The following is a 19,951-nucleotide window of genomic DNA, read 5'->3' as shown; positions in this document are numbered from 1 at the left end:
ACGCGGGGCTCTGCACGACAGAGCCCCTGCGCCACCTCACGGCATCAGGATCGCCTGGGCGCGATCGATAGAAGGCACTGGCATGCTGTCCCTGCTCACCATGAGCCACTGACGCATGCGAGCAGTGTCGAATATCTGGCCTTCTTCCATCATCGTCAGAATCAATGCCTGGGACATTCGGTAACACCCACACTGGGCGCACTGGCGCTGCTCCCACCCGCCGGCACATTCGATGGACTCTGCTTGTCCTGCGCATATCAGACAGCTCATATAAGCCCCCTTCTTGTTCTTGTTCACCAGAGCGTGGTCCCATGACCTACCCAACCCGGACATGGCCAACTTTCATGAGATATCCGTGCCAATGCTTAAATTCAGTGAAATGCGCTGCCCGATTGTCGGTTAGGTCAGCAGTTGACTCAGCACCGCGCGCAGTTTCCCGGGTTTGACCGGTTTGTTCAGCACCGGCATGCCCAGCGCCTGCAACGCCTGCCTGCCTTCGTCGCTGCGGTCTGCGGTGATGATGACGGCGGGGATCGTGCACCCGAACTGCTCACGCAACCGCTCCACCACGTCGCACCCCAGAATGCCGTGGTCCAAGTGGTAATCTGCCAGGATCAATTCCGGCGGCTGCCCTTGCAGCGCGTCCAAGGCTGCATGCTGATCGATGGCCATGACGACCTTGCAGCCCCACTGCCCCAACAGGGCGCCCATGCTGTGCAAGATACTCGACTCGTTGTCCAGCACCAGTAGCCGCCGCCCCGGCAGGGGATCGCCCATGCTCGGCTGCGGTAGCGCCACTGCCGTGGCCGCTGGCAGACAGCTTGCCATCGGTACCTGAATCGTGAACACCGACCCTCGCCCTGGTCGTGAGCGCACCCGTACCGGATGCTCGAGTATCTTGGCGATGCGCTCGACGATCGCCAGGCCCAGCCCAACCCCCTTGCGCTCGGCTGCCCGGCCCACATCCAACTGGTTGAACTCGAGGAAGATCGACTCCAGGCGATCGTCCGGGATACCGCGCCCGGTATCCCACACCTGCAGTTCGAGGTTAGGGCCACGCCGCCGCGCCGCCAACAGCACGCCGCCCTTTGACGTGTAGCGGCAGGCATTGCTCAGAAAGTTACGCAGGATGCGGGTCATCAGCCGCACATCGGTGCCCATGGCAACGTCGGGAATACGTGACCTGAGCTTGAGGCCTGCGGCTTCGGCCACCGATTCGAACTCGGACACCAGTGGCGCGAACACGGTGCTCAGGTGGTACACGCCGATGTCCGGCTTCACGGCGGCCTGATCAAGTCGCGAGATGTCCAGCAGGTCGGTCAGCAGGTCTTCGGCCCCTTCCAAGGCCTGATGAGTGCGTTCAACCAGCAGTTGTTCGGCCTGCGCCAGCGGCCGCTCGCGCAGGGTCGAAATCAGCAAGCGGGCGGCATTGAGCGGTTGCAGCAGGTCATGGCTGGCCGCCGCCAGGTATTTGTCCTTGCTGCGGTTGGCCAGCTGTGCGGCGTCCCGGGCCTCGCGCAGGGCCCGGACAATCTGCTTGCGCTCGGTGATCTGCTGATGCAGGTTGCGGTTGGCTTCGAGCAGTTGATCGGTGCGGTCGGCCACCCGCTGCTCAAGCTCATCGTTGAGTTGCTGCAAGTGCTGCTGCGCCAGCTTGCGCTCGGTGATATCGGCCACGAACCCCTCCACCAAGCCTTCATGCCCAGGTTTGCGCAGCAGGTTCATGAGCACGTCGATGTGGCGGCCATCGCGGCGGCGCAGGCGGGTTTCGTAACCGTGCAGGCTATGCTCGCGGGCCAAGGTCGTGGTGATGGTGTGCAGTTCCTGAGCGCCCCCGACGAAAAGGTTGGCGGCAAGGTCGGTCAACGAAAACAGTACGGCCTGGGGATCGTCATAGCCCAGCATCCGCGCCAGGGCCGGGTTGGCGGCGCGCATGCCGTCCTGCAGGCTGGCCTGGAAGATCCCGTGAACGGCATTTTCGAACAACCACTTGTAGCGGTTGCGCTCAGCTTCCAGTTCTTCCAGCCGCGCAGCCAGTTCCGGGTAATGACTCTTGCGCGCGGACTGGTCGCCCAGTCCCAGCAGCCCGGCCAGGGCTCGCTGCTGCGCTTCAGAGGGCTTCGCCATAAACAACCTCGACGTCGCGCTGGCTGGAGGCGCGTGGGTTGGTCAGGATGCACGGATCGTCCATCGCGTGCTGCGACAGGAATGGAATATCGCTGGTGCGCACACCGTGCAGCCCAAGGGTTTCATGAAAACCCATGGCGTATTTCAGGGCGATCAGGTGCTCGACCAGGCGCGCGCAAATCTGCCGGTGGTTCAGGCCCCGGCAATCGATGCCCATCACTTCGGCAATCACCTTGAAGCGCTCGGGCGCCGAACTGTAGTTGAAAGCCACCACATGCTCGACCAGCACGGCGTTGCACAAGCCGTGGGGCAGATCCAGGAAGCCGCCGAGGCTGTGCGACATCGCGTGCACGGCGCCGAGGATGGCATTGGAAAAGGCAAGCCCCGCCTGCATGCTGCCCAGCATGACTTTTTCGCGCAGGCTGATGTCGGTCGGATTGTCGATCATCTGCACCAGGTTGCCGTTGATCAGGCGCATGGCCTCAAGGGCATGCGGGTCGGTCAGGGGGCCGTGGCCAGTGGAGACGAACGCCTCGATGGCGTGCACCAGGGCATCGATCCCGGTACAGGCCGACAAGAACGGGTCCATGCTCAGGGTGGTCTGTGGATCGATCAACGACACGTCGGGTACCACCGCCTTGCTGACGATGGAGAACTTCATGCGTTCTTGCTGGTTGGAGATGATCACGAACTGCGACACATCCGCCGAGGTACCGGCCGTGGTCGGGATCAGGATCAGCGGGGGGCTGGGCACGCGGATCATGTCCACGCCCTCGAACTCGAGGATGCTGCGCCCGTGCGCCACCACGATGCCGATGGCCTTGCCGCAGTCCATCGGGCTGCCCCCGCCGACTGCGACGATGACATCGCAATGGTTTTGCCGGTAGATCTCGGCGCCGAGCATCACCTCCTCGACCCGGGGGTTGGGCGACACCGCGCTGTAGAGGCAATAGTCGATGCCTTGGGCTTGCAGGCTGGCCTCGACGTCGGCCACCCACCCGGCAGCGATCACCCCAGGGTCGCTGACCACCAGCACCTTGCGGGCCCCGAAGGTCTTGGCATAATTGGCCACGTTATGCCGGCAGCCGGCACCGAAGATGATTTCAGGCGAAACAAATTTGCGAAGCGGGCTGAAACTCTGGCTCATGGGCAAGCCTGTTCTTATTGTTCTGGAAGGTGAGTGCCAGCGTAATGCATCCATCGACGAAAGCAACCAGACCTAGGTGGCATCGTGTTCACTCGACCCAGGCCCTGGCCCTGGCGAGCTCGAGAAAGCCCAGCACGTCCTCCTCAAGACCTTGCACATCGGCAAAGCGCTGACGCAAGCACTCGATGACACCCGCCACGCTGAGCTGACCGTCCAGCAGTTCCAGCACCCAGCCAGCACTGCCGTTCAGTTCGATGACCACGCCCGGGCACTGCAGCACATGCATGCCTGTGCTCGGTTCCCAGCGCAAGCGGGCCCGACGGTGCACTTGCAAGGCCTGATGACGGGTGATCGGCTCCACGGCCCAGATTGTTCCTGGCGGGTAGAAAGACACCGGCCACCGCGTGGGTGGCCGGAGGGCGGATCAACGGTTAGCGAAGTACATCGTCACTTCAAAGCCAATGCGCAAGTCGGTGAAGGCGGGTTTGGTCCACATGGCGTGTCCTCTTCTTGTGCCGGACGATTCCGGTACAGCCATTAATGCACGGGCAGCCGCAGGGCCAAATGCTACTTTGGAACGAACTCACGGCGCCCATGGACGAGGGTGTCTGGGCCTTAGAAGAAGCCCAGTGGATTGATGTCATAGCTGACCAGCAGGTTCTTGGTCTGCTGGTAGTGGTCGAGCATCATCTTGTGGGTTTCACGGCCCACGCCCGACTTCTTGTAGCCCCCGAATGCGGCGTGCGCCGGGTACAAGTGGTAGCAGTTGGTCCAGACACGCCCGGCCTTGATCCCGCGGCCCATGCGGTAGGCACGGTTGATATCGCGGGTCCACACGCCGGCACCCAGCCCGAATTCACTGTCGTTGGCGATGGCCAGCGCCTCGGCTTCGTCTCTGAAGGTGGTCACGCCCACCACAGGCCCGAAGATCTCCTCCTGGAACACGCGCATCTTGTTGTCGCCCTTGAGCAGCGTGGGCTGGATGTAATAGCCGCTGGCCAAGTCGCCCTGCAGGCGCTCGGCAGCGCCGCCGGTCAGCAACTGAGCGCCTTCGTCCTGGGCAATCTGCAGGTAGGACAGGATCTTGTCGTACTGCTGTTCGGAGGCTTGCGCACCGACCATGGTCGAGGTATCGAGCGGGTTGCCACGGCTGATCTTGGCGATCTTCTTCATCACCTCAGCCATGAACGGCTCGTAGATCGATTCCTGAATCAGCGCCCGCGACGGACAGGTGCACACCTCGCCCTGGTTGAAGAAGGCCAGCACCAACCCTTCGGCCGCCTTCTCGATGAAGGCCGGTTCGGCCTGCATGATGTCCTCGAAGAATACGTTCGGCGATTTGCCGCCCAGCTCTACCGTCGAGGGAATGATGTTGTCCGCGGCGCACTTCATGATGTGCGAGCCCACCGGCGTAGAGCCTGTGAAAGCGATTTTGGCGATGCGCTTGCTGGTGGCCAGGGCCTCCCCGGCTTCACGGCCAAACCCCTGGACGATGTTGAGCACGCCAGCTGGCAGCAGGTCGGCGATGAGCTCAGCGAAGACGGTAATCGACAGCGGCGTCTGCTCGGCGGGCTTGAGCACCACGCAGTTGCCGGCGGCCAGTGCCGGGGCCAGCTTCCAGGCGGCCATCAGCAAGGGGAAGTTCCAGGGGATGATCTGCCCCACTACACCCAGCGGTTCATGGAAGTGGTAGGCGACGGTGCCCTCGTTGATCTCGGCGGCGCCGCCCTCCTGAGCCCGGATGCAGCCGGCGAAATAGCGGAAATGATCCGCTGCCAGCGGCACGTCGGCATTGAGCGTTTCACGCACGGCCTTGCCGTTGTCCCAGGTTTCGGTGACCGCCAGTACCTCCAGGTTCTGCTCGATGCGATCGGCGATGCGCAGCAGCATCAGCGCGCGGTCCTGCACCGACGTCCTGCCCCAGGCATCGGCGGCGGCGTGGGCGGCGTCCAGGGCCTTGTCCACGTCTTGGGCCGTGGACCGAGGAAACTCGGCGATCGGCTGGCCGTTGACCGGCGAGCTGTTGGTGAAATACTGCCCCGCCACTGGCGGTACGAACTGGCCGTTGATGAAGTTGCCATAGCGTGGCTTGAAAGACACGACGGCGCCTGGGGTTCCGGGTTGTGCGTAGATCATGCTGAGCCTCTGCGGGTCGATGCCTGCCTGCGACAGGCGATACGACGATGGTAAAAAGCCCCGCCTGCCAGGCGAATGCATCGTTGGCAGCGGGGCGCTCGTCATTTGGTAGTAGGGTTCAGCGCTGCGCAGTCGCGCTGGTGCCTTGCAGGTGCTTGGGCAGCTTGAAGGTCCAGAGCATGCCGCCCTGGTTGAAGTCCTTGACCCGCTTGGCCACCTCCCCGCCCCACAGCGGCACTGCGCCCCCCCAGCCGGAGACCACCGAGACGTACTGCTCGCCGTCCATTTCCCAGGTCACGGGTGAGCCGAGCACACCGGAGCCGGTCTGGAACTCCCACACCTTTTCGCCGGTCTTGGCATCGAAAGCCTGGAGGAACCCCTCAGGGGTGCCGGTGAAGACCAGGTTGCCCTTGGTGGTCAACACCCCACCCCACAACGGGGCGTAGTTCTTGTGGCGCCAGACTTCCTTGCCGCTGACCGGATCGATGGCACGCAGCACGCCGATGTAGTCCTCGTTGAGCGGCTTGATGGTGAAGCCTGCGCCCAGGAACGCTGCGCCTTTCTTGTAGGCGATGCCCTCGTTCCAGATGTCCATGCCCCATTCGTTCGAAGGCACGTAGAACAGCCCGGTGTCACGGTTGTAGGCCATGGGCATCCAATTCTTGGCGCCCAGGAATGCTGGCGCGACGAAGACCGAGCTGCCCTTGGCTTCGCTGCCCGGCGCACCCGGGCGACTGGCGTCGTTGTAGAGCGGGCGGCCGTCCTTGTCCAGGCCCGTGGCCCAGGTGATCTTGTCGACGAAGGGGAAGCCGCGGATGAACTTGCCGTTGGTGCGGTCGAGCACGTAGAAAAAGCCGTTGCGGTCAGCCGTGGCGGCGGCCTTCACCTCCTTGCCCCCATCCTTGTAGTTGAACGATATCAGCTCGTTGACGCCGTCGAAGTCCCAGCCGTCGTGGGGCGTGCTCTGGAAGTGCCACTTGATCGTGCCATCGTCCGGGTTCAGTGCCAGGCGCGAGGACGAATACAGGTTGTCGCCGGGACGCAGGTGCGAGTTCCAGGGGGCGGGGTTACCGGTGCCGAACAGAATCAGGTTGGTTTCCGGGTCGTAGTAGCCGCCCAGCCAGGGAGCAGCACCGCCGGTCTTCCACAGGTCGCCCGGCCAGGTCTTGCCGGCTTCACCGCCCGAGATGCCGTTCTCGATGGCCTTGCCGTCCTTGTAGACATAGCCCATGTGGCCCTCGACGGTGGGCCGCATCCAGAGCAACTCGCCGTTCTGCGGGTTGTAGGCCTGGATCTTGCCCACCACCCCGAACTCGCCCCCGGCAACGCCGGTAATGAGCTTGCCGTTGACGATCATGGGTGCAGCGCTGATGGAGTAGCCTTCCTTGTGGTCAGCCACCTTCTTGCTCCACACCACCTTGCCAGTGTCCTTGTTCAGGGCCACCAGCTTGGCATCCAGGGTGCCGAAGAAGACCAGGTTGCCGTACAGCGCAACACCCCGGTTGATGACATCGCAGCAAGGGCGGATATCGTCGGGCAGGCGGGCGTCGTATTGCCACAGTTTCTTGCCGGTGCGTGCGTCCACGGCAAATACCCGTGAGTAGGAGCCTGTGAGGTACATGACCCCATCCTTGATCAACGGCTGCGCCTGCTGGCCGCGTTGCTTCTCCCCACCGAAGGAGAATGCCCAAACCGGCCGCAACTCCTTGACGTTGCCGGTGTTAAGCATGTCCAACGGGCTGTAGCGCTGGCCCTGCACGCCCAGCCCGTTGGTCACGATCTGCTGGGGGTTCTTGGGGTCTTGCAGGATTTCGGCATCGGTGACGCCGGCATGGGCTGCGCCGGCGAGCAGCAAGGCGCTGAACACAAGGCTCAAGGCAAACACGGGACGGCATGGAGTACGGGTCATGGCAGTACCTTTGGCTTTTTGTTATGCCGGGAAATTTTCCCGGTGTGGCGGGAATTCTTGTTCCCGCCCTGGCTGCCAGCAATTGACCGCAATACGCAAAACCCTAGTTCCTTGGTACAAGAGCACTAGGCCTGGCCGTTATCAGGGCCTGAGATCCACCCGTTGCATTACCTGCTTTTCATAGCGCGGGTACAGGTGGCTGACACTTCGAATCAGCTCATAGCGCGTCAGGCTGATCGCGGCAAACCGCTCAGGCACAGGGCTGCGGATCAGCTCGACCATGTCGGCGCCCCGCTCGGCGCCCTCGCGCATCAGGCCGTCCAGCCAGCCCAGGTAATCGTGCATCTGGACAAAGGGCCTGGTATCGCTTGCGACAGGGCCATGGCCCGGTACCAGTTGCTTCCAGGGCAAGGCCTGCAACGTGTCCAGGTCACGCTGCCACACGTCCAGCCCCGGGCTGTTGGGCGTGGTCAGGGCGCGCTCGTAGAACACCAGGTCGCCAGCGAACAGCACGCCGGTCGTCTCATCGTAAATGGCCAGGTCAGCGCCGGTATGCCCTGCCAACCCCAACAGGCGCAATCGATGCCCGCCCACTTCACGCACGCCGGGTTGGACCACCTCGGTCGGCAAGAGCACTTCGGTGCCACGCATCCAGTCGCCGACCAAACGGTACATGTTCTCGGCCATCGCATCGCCCTGCTGGCGCAACAGCTCGGTCGTACCGGCCAGCGCAGCGATCGGCACATCGGCGAATGCCTGGTTACCCAACACATGATCAGGGTGGTGGTGGGTCAACAGGACTTCGATGACAGGCTTGTCCGTAACCCCGGCGATGGCCTGGCGCAAGGCCTCCCCATAGCGCTTGGATGGCCCGCTGTCGATCACTACCACGCCAGTGTCGGTCACGATGAACGCCGTGTTCACGACATTGCCGCCGTTGGCCTTGGCGAAATTCTCGGTGCTACCTTCAAGCACCCAGGTGCCCTGGGCGATCTGGCGCGGCGCCAGCCGGTAGTCGAAGTCGGCCAGCGCCGGCAGGCACACGCCCAGCAGCAAGAGCATCATCCATCGCATCAGGTGCCTCCTGTTGAGCATGAAAACAAGCCAGTCACGTTCAGGGCACGGCGGCTTCGAACCGATTGCCGCTGTTATCCTGCAGCACCAGGCGGGTAGGCCCTGGTGCGCGCACATCGAACCCAAGGCTTGGGTTTTCACTCACCGCCGGATAAAGCACCAAAGCCGCCAACCGCTGCCCATGTTCATCCAGCAGCTCAGCTTGGTTTATGAAGAATTCCGGAATCCCGCTGACCAGGCCATTGTCCATGGGGTGAGCGATCTGCAGGCGCAAGCGGCTGCCTTCCTGGCGCCGATAGCGCCCGCCGAGCACTTCACCCAGATGCTCCTCCCACCCTGGCTGGGTGCGCACCACGCTGGGTGCGGTGCAACCCCCACCGGCTGCGTCGACCAGGGCCGACCCCACATGCCAGATGCCGTCGCGGGTAAGCGCAGCTGCCCGTAACGGCGTGGCCTGCTCGACCCGGATGCGCACCGACAGCCAAGGCATGACCTGTTCCCCTGGTTCGAAGTCGACGATGCGCGGCAATGGATTGAGCTCGGCCCAGGCCAGAATCCGCACCACATCAGGCAAGGCCCTGGCATCGATCTCCAGCGGGACCTGGCGGGCATCCTCGGCAAAAGGCGGCGCCAGCAGCTTGACCCGATCATCGAAGACGAACGGCGCCTGGTTCAGGATCTGCTTGTGGTAGAACGCCCACATCACCGAAGGGACAGGGTCGGCATTGCTGGCAGGCGCATCGCCCTGCCCATACGCCGACCAGCCCAGGATGCACACCAGCCCCAACCCCGCTCGCCAGTTCATCGCTCGCTCCTATTGGTACATCTCCGGGACCTCATAGCGCAGCCCGTAGTGCGCGTAGAGCGCCTGCATGCGACCCTCGCGGATCATCGCTTCGAGGGTTTCTTCCAGGGCGTAGGCCAGCTGCCGGTTGCTTTCATGCACCGCCATTCCGATTTCCCACACCTGCTTGCCCAGGCTGGGGTAGGCGTTTTCGGCCACCTGCAGATGCGGGTTGCGGGCCTGGTGCAGTTGCCAGTCCACTTCACCGCGCATGGCCATCACCGCATCCACCTCGCCTTGGCCCAGGGCCGCAAACGCCCGCTGCACGCTGGGGTAGTGGCGTGCGCTGGCACGCAGTAGCCCGTCGAACACCGATGTCAGGTAGAACGAAGGTACGCTGTCTACCTCGACTCCGACCGGGTGGCCCTTGAGTGCCGCGATACTGCCAACCGACGGCAGGCGCCTGCGATCGAACGCCACCTGCCAGCGCTCCTGCTGGTAAGGGCCGAACATCACCACCTGGCCATTTTCCAGCTCGCCCAGTTCGTTGCGCTTCTGGGTATACGCCTGGTCGTAAGGCACGCGCATCATCACATCGGCCAACTGCTGGTGACGCAGCGGACTCGCTCGCCAGATGTAATCGCGCAGGTCGTCGTCGAGCTTCTCGCCAGGCGGCGCCCAGATCAGCTGGAGCCGCACGCCCATCGCGTCGGCCAGTGCCTGCGCCAGCTCCACGTCCACCCCGCGGGCCTGGCCATGGTCCTGGAAACTGTAGGGGGCAAAGTCCTTGTAGACCGCGACCTTGAGCTCGCCTGCGGCGATGATCGAATCGTAATTGCGCACCTGCCCCTGCACCGCCGCCCCCCACAGCAGCAGGCCGGCGATGGCGCAAAGCCTGGCTGCCCAGTGGCGCACGACGTTCATTCGTCCACGTGTACGCTGTCCAGGTAGGTGCGCACCGCCCATAGCGCTTCCTGGCTCAGGTAGTCCGCCATCTTGGGCATGTACACGCGGCCATCGCGCACGGCACCGTGACGCACACGTTCGACAAACCACTCATCGCCCGCTTCGCCGACGTCGAGCATGCGCAGGTCAGGTGCGATGCCGCCGGACTTGGCTTCCAGACCATGGCACGCTGCGCAGTTCTGGTTGTACGCCGACGCGCCGATTTCAACCGCCTTGTCGTGCTCGGGAGACTCCCGGTAAGGGTTGACCGCCGCCCAGCCATCGGCATCCAGGCTCACGCCGGCATCCTTGATCGGGGTCAGCCCCTGGGTTTCCACCGCCTGAGGCACCACGTTGCCGTGGGCCCAGGCCGACCCGGTCAACACGGCACCGGCCAACAGGCCTGCAGCAAGCACGACGTTGCGTTTGATTGTCATTGTTATCCCCTCACGGTTGCACGCAAGGCCTCAACCACAGAGGCCGTGCCGCCATCTTAGAAACCGCAGCGCCGACGCCGTATGCTGCTTTGGTGGTCGGGTGTTCGTTCCTTGGTAGTAGGGCTTGCGACGAAGTGCGAAAAGAGGTTGGCGCTGGGAAGTTTTCCCGGCCACGGCGGGATTTTCTCCCTGTTGCGCAGCGCCCAGGCGGACCACGCTGTGCGGGCCAAACTCCACAGGGAATCGCAACCATGACAACAAGATCGCTACCCGCCCCGTCTCCCCTGGCCCTGAGCGTGAGGGCCCTGCTGCTGGCCGCAAGCCTGGCCACCGGGACAGTGGCCACGGCGGCCACCACAAGCCCGGCACCTGCCAGCAAGAACGTGACCTGGGAAGACATCGCCAACGACCACCTCACGCCCGGGGATGTGCTGCAATACGGCATGGGCAATAACGCCCAGCGCTGGAGCCCGCTGGCCCAGGTCAACGACAAGAACGTGTTCAAGCTGACCCCGGCCTGGTCCTACTCCTTTGGTGACGAAAAGCAGCGTGGCCAGGAGTCCCAGGCCATCGTCAGCGACGGCGTGGTGTACGTTACCGGCTCCTACTCGCGGGTATTCGCCCTCGATGCCAAGACCGGCAAACGCCTGTGGACCTACAACCACCGCCTGCCGGACAACATTCGCCCGTGCTGCGACGTGGTCAACCGTGGCGCTGCCATCTACGGCGACAAGGTCTATTTCGGCACCCTGGACGCTCGGGTCATCGCGCTGAACAAGAACACAGGCAAGGTGGTGTGGAACAAGAAGTTCGGCGACCACAGCGCCGGCTACACCATGACCGGGGCGCCCGTGCTGGTCAAAGACAAGACCAGCGGCAAGGTGCTGCTGATCCACGGCAGCTCGGGCGATGAATTCGGTGTGGTGGGCCAGCTGTTCGCCCGTGACCCGGAAACCGGCGAGGAAGTGTGGATGCGCCCCTTCGTGGAGGGCCACATGGGCCGCCTCAATGGCAAGGACAGCACCCCCACCGGCAACGTCAAGGCGCCGTCCTGGCCAGATGACCCGACCACCGAAACCGGCAAGGTGGAGGCCTGGAGCCATGGCGGCGGCGCACCCTGGCAGAGCGCAAGCTTCGATGCCGAGACCAACACCATCATCGTCGGTGCCGGCAACCCCGGCCCCTGGAACACCTGGGCACGCACCGCCAAGGACGGCAACCCGCACGATTACGACAGCCTCTATACCTCCGGCCAGGTGGGCGTGGACCCCAGCACCGGCGAGGTCAAATGGTTCTACCAGCACACCCCCAACGACGCCTGGGACTTCTCTGGCAACAACGAGCTGGTGCTGTTCGACTACAAGGACAAACACGGCAAGGTGATCAAGGCCACGGGGCATGCCGACCGCAACGGCTTCTTCTACGTGGTCGATCGTAACGACGGCAAGCTGCAGAACGCCTTCCCCTTCGTCGACAACATCACCTGGGCCAGCCACATCGACCTCAAGACCGGCCGCCCCGTGGAAAATCCAGGGCAACGGCCCGCCAAGCCGCTGCCGGGTGAAACCAAGGGCAAGCCGGTGGAAGTGTCGCCACCCTTCCTGGGCGGCAAGAACTGGAACCCCATGGCCTATAGCCAGGACACCGGGCTTTTCTACATCCCGGGCAACCAGTGGAAAGAGGAGTACTGGACCGAGGAGGTGAACTACAAGAAAGGCTCCGCTTACCTGGGCATGGGCTTTCGCATCAAGCGCATGTACGACGACCACGTAGGCACCCTGCGTGCCATGGACCCGACCACCGGCAAGCTGGTGTGGGAACACAAGGAGCACCTGCCGCTGTGGGCCGGGGTGCTGGCGACCAAGGGCAACCTGGTGTTCACCGGCACCGGTGACGGTTTCTTCAAGGCGTTCGACGCCAAGACCGGCAAGGAGCTGTGGAAATTCCAGACCGGCAGCGGCATCGTTTCCCCGCCCATTACCTGGGAGCAGGACGGAGAGCAGTACATCGGCGTCACCGTCGGCTATGGCGGCGCGGTACCGCTGTGGGGTGGCGACATGGCCGAACTGACCAAGCCAGTTGCCCAAGGCGGTTCGTTCTGGGTGTTCAAGATACCGAGCTGGGACAACCCGACCGCTCAACGTTGACCGACAGCGGGGTGCGGTCTGGCTGCGCCCTGCCCTTTTCCGTCTGCCCAGAGAGCTCGATCATGACTTTTCTACCCCTGGCCTTGTTGCTGGCCGTCACACCCGCGATGGCGCTGGCCACTGACATCGACGACAGCGACACGCCGTTGAGCATCAACGGCTGCGTGATTGCCGAAGCCAGCCAATGCCCCGGCGCCGACCTGCGGGGCGCCAAACTGGCCAACCAGGACCTGCGCAAGATGAACCTGGCCGGCGCCGACCTGCGCGATGCCGACCTGCGCCACGCCCGGCTGGACCTGGCCAACCTCGAAAAGGCCCGATTGCAGGGCGCCAACCTGACCCGCGCCAGCCTGCAGCAAAGCAACCTGCGCCTGGCCAACCTAAGCGGCGCACGGCTGATGGCCATCCAGGGCTGGGGGCTGTTCGCCCAGGGCGCCCAGTTCGCCAACGCCGACCTTAGCGCCGCCTACCTGCAATTCGCCCGGCTCTCCGGTGCCAGGATGCAGCAGGTCAACTTGCAGGCTGCCGACCTGGAAATGGCCTGGCTGAACAAGACCGACTTGCGCGGCGCTCAGCTCAATGACGCCAACCTCCAGGAAGCCAAGCTCGGCCAGAGCAACCTCGAACAAGCCCATCTGGAGGGCGCGCGCCTTCACTACGGCAACTTCCAGGACGCCAACATGCAAGGCTGCACCGGCTGCCCAGCCACTTGGGAACATTGACCTGCAGAACTTGGCTACCCCGCTACACGTACCAGACCTAGGTCGATACCCACGTGCACCAGTTCAGCATGGGAGCCGACCTGCAGTTTGCTCTTGAGCGTGGTCAGGTGATTGGAGACGGTCTTTGCGCTGATGCACAGCTGCTCGGCGATCGACCGGGCTGGTGTGCCACGAACCAGCATCACGAAGATTTCCAGTTCACGCTGGGTCAGGCGTTGCAGCCTGGGATCACAGGCATCGTGCGTCGTGCTGCAGGCCAGCTGCGTGGCCAGCCCCTGCTCGATGTAGGCGTGCCCGGCAAGCACGCGCTGTACGGCCTCGACCAACACTTGTGGGGCTGAGTTCTTGGTCAGGTAGCCGGCGGCGCCGGCGTCCAGCGCCTGGCGCACCAGTGGCAGCTCGTCATGCATGCTGAAGAACAGCACCCGCAACTGCGGCAGGCGCTGGCGCAGGCGTCGGGTGGTTTCCAACCCACTGATGCCGGGCAGGCCGAAGTCCATGATCACCAGGTTCGGTACCTGCTCCTGCACCCGGGCCAGGGCTTCTTCACCGCTGGCAGCCTCGCGCACCTGCATCGCTGGCAACACGGCGCGCAACAGGCTGGCGTAGCCCTGGCGGACCACGGCGTGATCGTCGACCAGCACGATATTCATGACACCTCCAAAGGGATCGTCAGGGCCAGTGCCCACCCGGCACCGGGATGGCTGAGTATGCGCAATTCACCGCCCAGGCTGCGGGCGCGCTCGGCCATCGAATGCAGGCCTACCCCTGGGCGCCCAGGCTGGCTGGCACCACAGCCATCGTCGCGAACCAGCAGGCGCAGCCCGTTGGCGCCGCGTTGCAGGCGTATCCGCACCTGACGGGCGCGGGCATGACGGGCGACGTTGGTCAGCGCTTCCTGCAACAACCGGTACAGATGCGTGCGTCGAGTGGGTGACAGCGCCGGCAACTGGGCGCCGACCAGCAACTGGCACTCGATGGCCTGGCTGGCACGCCATTGGCTCACCAACTGGTTGAGCGCCTCCGCCATGGGCAGGTGCTGCAGCGCAACCGGATACAAGTCCCGTACCAAGGCGCGGAAACCGAACTGCAAGCCTGCGCAATTGCTTTCCAGCGTCTGGGTGGTTTGCCGCACCTGCTCAGGCTGGTGGGCACACAATTGCAACAGGCACACCTGGGCGCGGATGCCGGCCACGTACTGGCCCAGGTCGTCGTGCAACGCCTGAGCCAGTCTGGTCCGCTCCTGCTCCTGAACCGCCAGCAAAGCGCCAGTCAGTTGCCGGTTGTCGGCCTGGGCCTGCTCGATCGCCGCAGCCATCTGGTTGAAGTGCCCGGCCAACTGGCGCGCTTCCGGGCCACCGGTCTCTTGCAGGCGCACGTCCAGCTGACCTCCCGACACCTGACGCAATGCACACAGCAGCGCGGCCAGCAGCCGCAGCCCGCGCCGCACGGCCCAACTGATGGACAGCAGGCTCAGGGTCAACGCGACAACACAGACCGCCAGCAACTGTTGCAGCGAATCCCAGACTTCGTCCACCTCATCGCGGGCGTCCACGCTCAGCGCGACGCGCCGGCCGTCATCGAGGGCCAGCAGGCGCGTGCTGTCGTAGTACTTGCCTGCCAGCACCGCGCCCAACCAGCCATCGAGCCCGGCCGCGGACGGCACCGACGCTTTTTCAACCTCGCCAGGGACCAGCCACTGCACGCGCACGTGGCGCAGGTGCTCGGTCAGCGTAGGTTCCAGGCTCGCCGGATTGTGGCTGGCGGCTTGGGCCATGTACGCCATCACCGCTTCGGCCGACTGCAACTCCCGTTTCACATCGGCTGATGCCTGATGCAGCACGACCCCCGCACAGGCTAGGGTCAACACCGCGAAACAGCCGGTGACCCACAGGTTGATACGCCATAGGGCAGACAGATTGGCAGCGAGCATGACCGGACTCCAGGGTAACTGCTGTCATCCTAGGGCCCGGCGCGGGCGCATCGGCTACTACCTTGGTAGCGGCTGGGCGCTACTTTCTGCATATTCCCCGGCCCCGGCAGGCTTTCTATGCTGGCGCCATCTGCCGTGGAGTGCGATATGCGCCAGCCTGCCCACCTTGTCCTGACCTGCCTGCTGACCTTGCTCGCGCCGACGGTTTGGGCGCAAGACCAGCAGGCTGACACCCGGGCTGCGAGCGCGTTGTACATCCGCATCGGCTACCTGGGCTATCGTCCTGACAGCGGGCCGCTGTTGTCCAACATCCTGCCTGAACCGGACGATGCCGGCCTGCAAGGGGCGCAACTGGCCATTGCCGACAGCAACAGCACCGGGCGGTTTCTCAAGCAGCAGTTCGAGCTGGTCAGCGCCCGTGTCGACTCTGCCGAGCAACTGCTGCATGCCGCCCAGGCCCAGCATGGGGAAGGCGTTCGGTTGTTCGTCGTCAATGCGCCGGTCGCCAGCCTGCGGGCCTTGTCTGTGGCCCTGCCCGACAGCCTGCTGTTCAATGCCGGCAGCCCGGATGACGCCGTACGCAGCACGCAGTGCCTGGGCAATGTGCTGCACGCCCTGCCTGGGCGGGCGATGCTGGCCGATGCGCTGGTGCAGTTTCTGGTGCTGCGCAAATGGCAGCGCGGCTTGCTGATCGTCGGGCAGACCCCGGACGATGAAGCCTACGCCGCCGCACTGCGCCGCGCGGCGAAGCGCTTTGGCCTGCACCTGGTGGCCGAGAAACGCTGGACGTTCGACAACGACCAGCGCCGCAGCGCCCAGGCCGACATGCCGCTGTTCACCCAGGCGCGCGAATACGACGTGGTGCTGGTGGCTGATGAACGTGGCGACTTCGGCGAATACGTGCCCTACCAGACCTGGTTACCCCGCCCGGTCGCCGGCACTCAGGGCTTGACGCCCACTGGCTGGCACATGACCGTGGAAACGTTCGGCGCCGCGCAATTGCAAAAACGTTTCCAAGCGCAGGCCGGCCGCTGGATGAACGACCGTGACTTCGCAGCCTGGATGGCCGTGCGCAGCATCGCTACGGCGGTCAGCAAGCTGGGTGAAGCCAGGCCCGAAGCCTTGCAGCAGCTGCTTGTCAGCGAACAATTGCCACTCGATGGCTTCAAGGGGCGCAAGCTCAGCTACAGGCCCTGGAATGGCGAGCTGCGCCAACCCATCCCCCTGGTGCAGCCCAGGGCCCTGGTCAGCACCTCACCGCAGGAAGGCTTCCTGCACCCTTCCAATGAGATGGACAGCCTGGGGTTCGACAAGGCCGACGTGACCTGTACGTACCCCTGACACGCCCAAACAATAACAAGGAATCTGCCATGCGCCGCCTCCCCTCATCACGCAGCCTGCTGTGCGCCAGTTTGCTGCCGGCCGTGTTAGCCGTGGCCTGCGAGCCTACCCTGGCCGCCACCGCCTGGGTGTCCAACGAGAAGGACAACACCCTGAGCCTGATCGACCTGCAGACCTTGACGGTAACCGACACCCTGCCCGTCGGCCAACGCCCGCGCGGCCTGCTGCTGTCACACGACAACAAGCTGCTGTACATCTGCGCCAGCGATTCGGATCGGGTGCAGGTGATGGACGTGGCCAGCCGTACTCTCGTCAAGGAACTGCCCTCAGGCAAAGACCCCGAGCAGTTCGCCCTGCATCCCAATGACCGTTGGCTGTACGTGTCCAACGAAGACGATGCCCTGGTCACGGTCATTGATACCGTGACCGACACGGTACTGGCCCAGGTGGAGGTGGGCATCGAACCTGAGGGCATGGCCGTGAGCCCGGATGGCAAATGGGCGGTCAATACCAGCGAAACCACCAACATGCTGCACTGGATCGACACCCAGACCCAGACCCTGGCCGACAGCACGCCGGTGGACCAGCGCCCGCGTTTCGTGGAATTCAGCCAGGACGGCAAACACCTGTGGGCGTCGGCAGAAATTGGCGGGACCGTCACCATCCTGGACGTGGCTTCGCGCCAGGTCCTCAAGACCCTGAACTTCGCCATCAAGGGTGTGCACCCTGACAAAGTCCAGCCGGTGGGCGTCAAGCTCAGCGCCGATGGCAAGTACGCGTTCGTGGCGCTGGGCCCGGCCAATCATGTGGCGGTGGTCGATGCCAGGACATTCGAGGTGCTGGACTACCTGCTGGTGGGGCGCCGCGTCTGGCAGCTGGCCTTCACCCCTGACCAGCAGCAGCTGCTGGCCACCAATGGCGTGAGCGGCGACGTGTCGGTGATCGACGTGGCCAGCCTCAAGGTGCTCAAGTCGATCAAGGTCGGCCGCTACCCATGGGGTGTGGTGGTCACGCCATGAACGCACTGCACGTAACGGGGGTCAGTTTCGCCTACGGTCAGCGCGCAGCGCTCAGGGACGTGACCTTCAACCTGGCGCCGGGCCACTTTACCGCCTTGCTGGGGCCCAATGGCGCCGGCAAGTCGACCCTGATTGCCTTGATGACCTGCCTGTATGACTTGCAGCACGGCGATATCCAAGTATTGGGCTGTTCGCTGCGCCACCAGCCGCGGGCGGCCCTGGGCCAGTTGGGCGTCGTGTTTCAGCAGAGCACGCTGGACCTGGACCTTGGCGTGGAGCAGAACCTGCGCTATCACGCGGCGCTGCATGGCCTGCCCCGACGGGAAGCCCAGCGCCGCGTGGACGCCGAGCTGGCCCGCCAAGGGCTGGGGGAGCGGCGTCGTGACCCTGTGCGCGAACTCAATGCCGGGCACAGGCGCCGCGTCGAAATTGCCCGGGCCTTGCTGCACGGGCCCCGCCTGTTGCTGCTCGACGAAGCCAGCGTTGGCCTGGACCCGGCCAGCCGGCAGGCGCTCAGCCAGCACGTGCGTGACTTGTGCCTTAGCGATCAGCCCTTGAGCGTGCTGTGGACCACTCACCTGCTCGATGAAGTGCAACCGGCCGATGACTTGGTCATCCTGCACCAGGGTCGGGTGGTGGCAAGTGGGCCTGCCGAAGCCATGATGCAGCCCCACGACGGCGACCTGGGCCGCACGTTCGCCCATCACACGCGGGACATGACCGGAGCACCCACCTGATGAACGCCTACTGGTACTGCTTCAGCGGCATCCTCATGCGTGAAGCCCTGCGCTTCGTGCGCCAGCGCACGCGCCTGTTGAGCGCACTGGTGCGCCCTTTGCTGTGGCTGGTGGTATTCGCTGCCGGGTTTCGTGCGGCACTGGGCATCGCCATCATCGAGCCTTACGACAGCTACATTCCCTACGAGGTCTACATCGTGCCGGGGCTGGCCTGCATGATCCTGCTGTTCAATGGCATGCAGGGTTCGCTATCGATGGTCTACGACCGGGAGATGGGCAGCATGCGGGTGCTGCTGACCAGCCCGCTGCCCAGGACGTTCCTGTTGTGCAGCAAGCTTATGGCGACGTCGCTGATCTCCGTGTTGCAGGTGTACATCTTCCTCGTCATCGCCTGGCTGTACGGCATTGAGCCCCCGGTCGGCGGCCTGGGGCTGGCCCTGCCCGCAGTGCTGCTGGTGGGGTTCATGCTCAGTGCATTGGGACTGCTGCTGTCCAATGCCATCCGCCAGCTGGAGAATTTTGCCGGGGTGATGAATTTCGTGATCTTCCCTCTGTTCTTTCTGTCGTCGGCGCTTTATCCGCTGTGGAAAATGCAGGAGGCCAGCCAGTGGCTGTACTGGCTGTGCGCGGTCAACCCGTTCACCCATGCGGTCGAGCTGGTGCGCTTTGCGCTCTACGAGCGGCTGAACCTGCTGGCGCTGGCGGTATGCCTGGCGCTGAGCGTGCTGTTTACGCTGCTGGCCATCGTCACCTTCAACCCGCAGCACGCCGCCCTGCGCAAGCCACGGTGAGCCAGGCCCTCGCCTCTACTACTTTGGTACTGCCCAGGGTGTCTATGGTCGCATTCACAAAGCCACGGCACTGGCATGTAATGCGCCTATAACAAGAAGGAACAGACCATGCCACGTGCCCTCCAAAGGCTGCCCCTGCGTTTGCTGGCCGCCGCCTCGCTGAGCCTTCTGCTGGGCCATGCCCTGGCCGACACCCCACCGACGTTCACGCCAGATGGCTACCGCGCCACGCTGTACCGCAGCCCGACCCCACCGCAGGTCGAAGGTGGCAGGGTGATAGACACTGCCGCACTGCAGGCGATGATGCGGGGCCATCCGGCGCCTGTCCTGATTGACGTTTACCGCCGTCAGTGGCTGCATGAACGCTTCATCGAAGATGAACCCCATGCCAACCTGCCCGGTAGCCTGTGGCTGCCCAACACCGGGGACGGCGTGCTCAGCCCAGACTGGCAACGTTACTTCGAGCATCACCTGCGTCTGGCCACAGGGGGCGAGCCTCAGTACCCCGTCGTTTTCTACTGCCGGGCCGATTGCTGGTTGAGCTGGAACGCGGTAAAACGCGCAGCACACCTGGGCTACACCAACCTCTACTGGTACCGCGACGGGCTCGACGCCTGGCAGCAGGCCAACCTGCCCGTGCAGGCGGCCCAGCCAGCGCCGTTTCCCTGACCGGGCCCTTGCCCCTGCTCGCTCAATCATTCA

General features: G+C 64.1%; 20 protein-coding genes. 7 read left to right on the top strand and 13 right to left on the bottom strand.

All coding sequences use genetic code 11. The features are described 5' to 3' along the window. Positions 1–36: 36 nt before the first annotated feature. The 11 genes from ACF8R3_RS06955 to pedF all read right to left on the bottom strand — a co-directional run bounded on the left by ACF8R3_RS06955 (position 37) and on the right by pedF (position 10,559). The gene (locus ACF8R3_RS06955) at positions 37–177 is read right to left on the bottom strand and encodes a hypothetical protein (RefSeq protein WP_167340226.1); all 141 of its coding nucleotides are present in this window, start codon (positions 175–177) and stop codon (positions 37–39) included. Positions 178–399: 222 nt separating this feature from the next. Then, positions 400–2,127 carry a NahK/ErcS family hybrid sensor histidine kinase/response regulator gene (locus tag ACF8R3_RS06950; RefSeq protein ID WP_392515320.1) on the bottom strand — a complete coding sequence of 576 codons (1,728 nt, stop codon included), beginning with the start codon at positions 2,125–2,127 and terminating at the stop codon, positions 400–402. Beyond that, on the bottom strand, positions 2,111–3,274 hold the full coding sequence (gene ercA / locus ACF8R3_RS06945) for an alcohol dehydrogenase-like regulatory protein ErcA (RefSeq protein ID WP_325943759.1): 1,164 nt from the start codon (positions 3,272–3,274) through the stop codon (positions 2,111–2,113). Before ercA ends, ACF8R3_RS06950 begins: the two co-directional genes overlap by 17 nt. 88 nt (positions 3,275–3,362) lie before the next feature. Then, positions 3,363–3,635: a pyrroloquinoline quinone biosynthesis peptide chaperone PqqD gene (pqqD, locus tag ACF8R3_RS06940; RefSeq protein WP_100851339.1), complete on the bottom strand. Its 273-nt coding sequence runs from the start codon at positions 3,633–3,635 to the stop codon at positions 3,363–3,365. Positions 3,636–3,698: 63 nt separating this feature from the next. After that, positions 3,699–3,770, bottom strand: a complete 72-nt coding sequence (gene pqqA, locus ACF8R3_RS06935) for a pyrroloquinoline quinone precursor peptide PqqA (protein WP_003253598.1) — start codon at positions 3,768–3,770, stop codon at positions 3,699–3,701. Positions 3,771–3,889: 119 nt separating this feature from the next. Then, positions 3,890–5,410, bottom strand: a complete 1,521-nt coding sequence (locus ACF8R3_RS06930) for an aldehyde dehydrogenase family protein (protein ID WP_196186172.1) — start codon at positions 5,408–5,410, stop codon at positions 3,890–3,892. A gap of 118 nt (positions 5,411–5,528) precedes the next feature. Then, entirely contained in the window at positions 5,529–7,319 is a 1,791-nt protein-coding gene (gene pedH, locus ACF8R3_RS06925; RefSeq protein ID WP_078478714.1) for a PQQ-dependent alcohol dehydrogenase PedH, read from the bottom strand. Between the two features lie 141 nt (positions 7,320–7,460). Continuing rightward, positions 7,461–8,393: a quinoprotein relay system zinc metallohydrolase 1 gene (locus ACF8R3_RS06920; protein WP_392515318.1), complete on the bottom strand. Its 933-nt coding sequence runs from the start codon at positions 8,391–8,393 to the stop codon at positions 7,461–7,463. Positions 8,394–8,433: 40 nt separating this feature from the next. Then, positions 8,434–9,198, bottom strand: coding sequence for a quinoprotein dehydrogenase-associated SoxYZ-like carrier (locus ACF8R3_RS06915; RefSeq protein WP_392515317.1), 765 nt, complete (start codon positions 9,196–9,198; stop codon positions 8,434–8,436). Between the two features lie 9 nt (positions 9,199–9,207). Beyond that, entirely contained in the window at positions 9,208–10,101 is an 894-nt protein-coding gene (locus tag ACF8R3_RS06910) for an ABC transporter substrate-binding protein (RefSeq protein WP_058637246.1), read from the bottom strand. Beyond that, complete coding sequence (pedF, locus tag ACF8R3_RS06905) at positions 10,098–10,559, bottom strand: cytochrome c-550 PedF (protein ID WP_058605249.1); 462 nt, start codon at positions 10,557–10,559, stop codon at positions 10,098–10,100. The genes ACF8R3_RS06910 and pedF overlap by 4 nt, the downstream gene beginning before the upstream one ends. 251 nt (positions 10,560–10,810) lie before the next feature. Here pedF and exaA point away from each other — a divergent pair, with 251 nt between their 5' ends. Further along, a complete protein-coding gene (gene exaA / locus ACF8R3_RS06900; RefSeq protein WP_392515315.1) occupies positions 10,811–12,706 on the top strand; it encodes a quinoprotein ethanol dehydrogenase in 1,896 nt (631 codons plus the stop codon). 62 nt (positions 12,707–12,768) lie between these two features. After that, entirely contained in the window at positions 12,769–13,428 is a 660-nt protein-coding gene (locus tag ACF8R3_RS06895; RefSeq protein WP_392515313.1) for a pentapeptide repeat-containing protein, read from the top strand. A gap of 14 nt (positions 13,429–13,442) precedes the next feature. Here ACF8R3_RS06895 and ACF8R3_RS06890 read toward each other — a convergent pair whose 3' ends face one another. Beyond that, positions 13,443–14,081, bottom strand: a complete 639-nt coding sequence (locus ACF8R3_RS06890) for a response regulator transcription factor (RefSeq protein ID WP_058605246.1) — start codon at positions 14,079–14,081, stop codon at positions 13,443–13,445. Then, positions 14,078–15,361, bottom strand: coding sequence for a histidine kinase (locus ACF8R3_RS06885; RefSeq protein WP_058637249.1), 1,284 nt, complete (start codon positions 15,359–15,361; stop codon positions 14,078–14,080). The genes ACF8R3_RS06890 and ACF8R3_RS06885 overlap by 4 nt, the downstream gene beginning before the upstream one ends. A gap of 147 nt (positions 15,362–15,508) precedes the next feature. On the opposite strand from ACF8R3_RS06885, the gene ACF8R3_RS06880 reads away from it, so the two are divergent. From ACF8R3_RS06880 to ACF8R3_RS06860, 5 genes are all read left to right on the top strand, one after another. Continuing rightward, positions 15,509–16,702, top strand: a complete 1,194-nt coding sequence (locus tag ACF8R3_RS06880; protein WP_392515311.1) for an ABC transporter substrate-binding protein — start codon at positions 15,509–15,511, stop codon at positions 16,700–16,702. 29 nt (positions 16,703–16,731) lie between these two features. Next, entirely contained in the window at positions 16,732–17,721 is a 990-nt protein-coding gene (locus tag ACF8R3_RS06875) for a YVTN family beta-propeller repeat protein (protein ID WP_058637251.1), read from the top strand. Next, entirely contained in the window at positions 17,718–18,458 is a 741-nt protein-coding gene (locus ACF8R3_RS06870) for an ABC transporter ATP-binding protein (protein WP_392515309.1), read from the top strand. The genes ACF8R3_RS06875 and ACF8R3_RS06870 overlap by 4 nt, the downstream gene beginning before the upstream one ends. After that, a complete protein-coding gene (locus ACF8R3_RS06865; protein ID WP_078478720.1) occupies positions 18,458–19,249 on the top strand; it encodes an ABC transporter permease in 792 nt (263 codons plus the stop codon). The genes ACF8R3_RS06870 and ACF8R3_RS06865 overlap by 1 nt, the downstream gene beginning before the upstream one ends. 108 nt (positions 19,250–19,357) lie before the next feature. After that, entirely contained in the window at positions 19,358–19,918 is a 561-nt protein-coding gene (locus ACF8R3_RS06860; RefSeq protein WP_392474995.1) for a PQQ-dependent catabolism-associated CXXCW motif protein, read from the top strand. Positions 19,919–19,951: the final 33 nt, after the last annotated feature.

Origin of the sequence: Pseudomonas sp. FYR_7 (assembly GCF_043106155.1) — a bacterium.
Classification (GTDB): domain Bacteria; phylum Pseudomonadota; class Gammaproteobacteria; order Pseudomonadales; family Pseudomonadaceae; genus Aquipseudomonas; species Aquipseudomonas parafulva_B.
The sequence above is the reverse complement of the archived record's forward strand: the minus strand, read 5'-3'. Positions and strand labels throughout refer to the sequence as shown.